3 protein-coding genes are annotated in these 4541 nt (G+C 60.8%); all 3 read left to right on the top strand.

All coding sequences use genetic code 11. From position 1 onward, the window contains the following. Positions 1 to 1242 (top strand): APC family permease (locus AAC083_RS15895; RefSeq protein WP_108537104.1); only part of this gene is annotated, 1242 nt, incomplete at its 5' end. 449 nt (positions 1243 to 1691) lie between these two features. After that, complete coding sequence (locus AAC083_RS15890; protein WP_108537102.1) at positions 1692 to 3044, top strand: APC family permease; 1353 nt, start codon at positions 1692 to 1694, stop codon at positions 3042 to 3044. 327 nt (positions 3045 to 3371) lie between these two features. Next, on the top strand, positions 3372 to 4526 hold the full coding sequence (locus AAC083_RS15885; protein ID WP_108537101.1) for a Na/Pi symporter: 1155 nt from the start codon (positions 3372 to 3374) through the stop codon (positions 4524 to 4526). Positions 4527 to 4541: the final 15 nt, after the last annotated feature.

The raw sequence follows: 4541 nt of genomic DNA, 5'->3' as shown, positions 1-4541 counted from the left end.
GTGGTGTTCGATACCTTCGGCATCGTCACCGACATCACCCACGGTCATGTCACCACCGCCTACCTGCTGGCCCTGGTCGGCGTGCTCTTTACCGCCACCAGCTACAGCCAGATGGTGCGCCACTACCCCTCGGCGGGCTCGGCCTACACCTATGCCCAGAAGGAGTTCTCCCCCGTGGTGGGCTTCATGGTGGGCTGGTCGTCCCTGCTGGACTATGTCTTCCTGCCAATGATCAACATGCTGCTGGCCAAGATCTACCTGAGCGCGCTGTTTCCCGGCGTCGAGCCCTGGATCTTCATCTGCGCCATGACGGCCCTGATGACCCTCATCAATCTGCGCGGCATCGATCTGGTGGCCAACCTCAATGGCATCATCATCCTGATCCAGATCGCCATCATAGTGGTGTTCCTGACCCTGATTGGCTACGGCATAGCGCAGGGCGAAGGAGTCGGTGCCGTCAGCCTGCAACCCATCTACAGCGCCAACGCCGAGGTGCTGCCGCTGCTGACCGGCGCCACCATCCTCTGTTTCTCCTTCCTGGGTTTTGACAGTCTGAGCGCCCTGTGCGAAGAGACGCCGGAGGCGGGCAAGGTGATCCCCAAGGCCATCTTCCTGACCGCGCTGCTGGGGGGCCTCATCTTCGTGGTGGTGGCCTATGCCCTGCAGCTCTACTTCCCGGATGCTTCCCGCTTCAAGGAGCCGGATGCCGTGCTGCCAGAGCTCGCCCTCTATGTGGGCGGCAAGCTGTTCCAGAGCGTGGTGCTGGTGTGCGCCTGCGTGGCCGTGCTGGCGTCGGGGCTCTCTTCCCACGCCGGGGTATCCCGCATCCTCTACGTGATGGGGCGGGACAAGGTGCTGCCCCAACGCACTTTCGGCTACATCCACCCCAAGTGGCAAACCCCGGTGTTCAACATATTGCTGGTGGGCATACTGGCGCTGTCGGCCATCAGCTTTGATCTGGAAATCGCCCTGGCCCTGATCAACTTCGGCGCCCTGGTGGCCTTTACCGTGGTCAATCTGTCGGTGATCGCCTGCTATTACGTGCGTCAGGGGCGCAACAAAACCCTTAAGGATCACCTGCAATATCTGGTGCTGCCCCTGTGCGGGGCAGGGACTGTCGCGGTTCTCTGGTTCAATCTGGAACAAACCTCCCTTATCCTCGGCCTTATCTGGGCTGCCATAGGGGGAATTTATCTGTTTTTGCGCACCACCTTCTGGCGCGTATCCTTGCCGACCTATTGAGCTGCACACCTTGCCACTGCTGGGCTGGCGTCCATCTTCCCCACACCGGACTGGACGTCATTTATTGATATAAACCAGGTCATTGATAATTCTCTTGCCTGGAATGGCCTTAGTGGCTTGTCTTCCCCCCTCATCTGGGGCAAAATCCCGCCGCTTTCATAACCGATGTGATCCCACATCGGTTATTTTCATTTTGAAAAAAAATCAATACCACTCGAGGCCGGAACCATTCCGGAAATGATATCAAGGTTCCGATGAACCTAATGCCGCAATGAGGAAAAAACATGGGGCTCTTGTTTGCTTTGTCTCCGGTCGCCACCGGAACCTGCTTTGGTCGCCGCGCGACCAACGTCTGTGGTTTGCATACCGATGTTGTGAGTACGCGAGAACCCGGTCCCATGGCCTCACGCCATTCCACTTCCTGCCACCCGTGCAAGGAGGAAGCCTGAATGAGCCAGCAGCAACCCGTTCGCCTGAAGAAAACCCTCAGCATGTGGCAGGTGGTGGTGATGGGCCTGGCCTATCTGACCCCCATGGCCGTGTTCGACACCTTCGCCATCGTCGGTGACATCACCGATGGCCGGGTCGCCACCGCCTATCTGCTGGCACTGGGCGGCATCCTGCTGACCGCGTTCAGCTACGGCCATCTGGTGCGCAAGTTCCCCTCTGCGGGCTCTGCCTATACCTATGCCCAGAAGGTGTTCAACCCCTACGTCGGTTTCATGGTGGGCTGGTCTTCCCTGCTCGACTACATGTTCATGCCGATGATCAACATCCTCTTGGCCAAGATTTACCTCACAGCCATGTTCCCGGGGGTTGATCCCTGGATCTTCATCTTCGGTCTGGTGACTGTGATGACCTTCCTCAACCTGCGTGGCATCAACCTGGTGGCCAACTTCAATGGCTTGATCGTGGTGATCCAGCTGGCCATCATCATCCTCTTCATCGGTCTGATGGGCTGGGGCATCTATCACGGCGAAGGCGCGGCAACCCTGATGAGCAGCCGGCCGTTCCACTTCGAATCCGCCAGCATGGTGCCGCTGTTTACCGGCGCCACCATCCTCTGCTTCTCCTTCCTCGGCTTCGACGGTCTGAGCTCACTCGGTGAAGAGACCCCGAACGCCGGCAAGGTGATCCCGCGCGCCATCGTGCTGACCGCCCTCATCGGCGGCGTTATCTTCGTGGTGGTCTCCTACTGCCTGCAGCTCTACTTCCCGGATCTGACCCGATTCAAGGATCCCGATGCCGTGCTGCCCGAGATCGCCCTCTACGTCGGCGGCGCCTTCTTCCAGAGCGTGGTGCTGGTGTGCACCACGGTTGCGGTGCTGGCCTCCGGCATGGCGGCGCACGCCGGTGTCTCCCGCATCCTCTACGTGATGGGGCGTGATCGCATGATCCCGGAGCGGGTGTTTGGCTACATACACCAGAAATACCGCACTCCGGCCATCAACGTCTTGCTGGTGGGTTGCCTGGCACTCTCCGCCGTGTCATTCGATCTGGATACCGCGCTGGCGCTGGTGAACTTCGGTGCCCTGGTGGCCTTCACCTTCGTCAACCTGTCGGTCATAGGCCAGTTCTGGGTACGCGAGAAGCGCAACAAGTGCATCAAGGATCACCTGGTCTACCTGCTGCTGCCGCTGCTCGGCGCCGCCACTATCGGTGCACTCTGGATCAACCTGGAGCAGAGTTCCCTTGAGTTGGGCCTGATCTGGGCCGGTCTGGGTGCCACCTACCTGTTCCTGCGCCTCGCCGTGTTCCGTATTCCCTTCCGTCAGTACGAAGAGACCGCCGACTCCCAATAAGGGGCCGCGCCACACAGCAAAAAAACAGAAGGGGAGCCATGGCTCCCCTTCTTGTTTTGCACCCAACCAGCGCTGGCCTGCCATGCCCCGCAGCGAGCGGACAGGCGCAAGACCCTGATCCCATGGGCCGCCAAGCCGGCCAAACTTGGCCCCGGCTCCGACACCTGTCGTCCGTCATGGGCATAGCTGCGCCCTCTTCCCCCGCGAACGGCTCCCTGCCGCCACATCATCAAACCATCACAAAAGTGTCACCTTGTCATATTTCTGTCATGGAGGCTTGGTGTAATGCGCCCGTCCATTTTCACGCAGACTGTCCCAAGAGGCTTCATGCACAGCACACCATCTTTAGCACAACAGCAGACCCGTCGTACTGGCCCACTGTTCAACTGGCTCGCTGTGATCACCCTGATCTACCTCATTCTGGTTGCCGTTGGCGCCGTCTCCCACGGCTTCAAGAGCTTCTCCGGCGGCGCCGAGGGCGCGGCCCAGATCTTCGCCTTCGCCAGCAACCCCTTCGTCGCCCTGCTGCTTGGCATACTGGCCACGGCGCTGGTGCAATCCTCCAGCACTGTCACCTCGGTGATCGTCGGTCTGGTGGCGGGTGGCCTGCCTATCGGCATGGCCATCCCCATGGTGATGGGGGCCAACCTCGGCACCACCATCACCAACACCATCGTTTCCATCGGCCATATCCGGGATAAGGCCGAGTTTCGCCGCGCCTTCGCCGCCGCCACCGTCCACGACTTCTTCAACCTGCTGGCGGTGTTCATCTTCTTGCCACTGGAGCTGATGTTCGGCCTGCTGCAACAAAGTGCCGAAGCCCTGGCCACCCTGCTGGTGGGCTCCGCCGACATGTCGATGAAAGGGATGGATTTCATGAAGCCCCTCATCTCCCCCGCCCTCACCTTCATCGACGGCCTGGTCGCCTTCCTGCCGGGCAAGGGCGCCGCCATCGCCACCATCATCATCGGCATACTGCTGATCCTCGGCTGCGTCACCTACCTCGGTAAGGTACTGCAACGAGTGCTGGTGGGGCGTGCCAAGGATCTGCTGCACAAAGCGCTGGGCCGTGGCCCGCTGACCGGCATCGCCTCCGGCACCCTGGTCACCGTCATGGTGCAGTCCTCCTCCACCACCACCAGCCTGATCATACCGCTGGTGGGAAGCGGCATGTTCAGCATCCGCCAGCTCTACCCCTTCACCCTGGGCGCCAACATAGGCACCACCATCACGGCACTGCTGGCGGCCACCGCCATCAGCGACGCCGGCGCCAAGCTGGCGCTGACCATCGCCCTGGTGCACGTGCTGTTTAACCTGTTAGCCGTGGTGCTCATCTATGGCGTGCCCTTCCTGCGGGAGTTGCCCATCCGGGCCGCCGAGGGGCTGGCCCGAGTGGGCAGCGAGAACAAGCTGCTGGCGCTGGGTTATGTGGCAGGCCTTTTCTTCGCCCTGCCCGCCCTGATGATGGTGGCGGTGAAGTAATCCACCCTCATGAGA

Source organism: Aeromonas sp. HMWF014, from assembly GCF_963878295.1.
GTDB classification, from domain to species: Bacteria; Pseudomonadota; Gammaproteobacteria; order Enterobacterales; family Aeromonadaceae; genus Aeromonas; species Aeromonas popoffii.
Note: the sequence above shows the minus strand (reverse complement) of the source record. Positions and strands in the feature narration are given on the sequence as shown.

What these genes read in the sequence shown, in the direction of transcription:
- AAC083_RS15890 (WP_108537102.1), top strand. Translation starts at nt 1,692, where the DNA reads ATGAGCCAGCAGCAACCCGTTCGCCTGAAGAAAACCCTCAGCATGTGG.
- AAC083_RS15885 (WP_108537101.1), top strand. Translation starts at nt 3,372, where the DNA reads ATGCACAGCACACCATCTTTAGCACAACAGCAGACCCGTCGTACTGGC.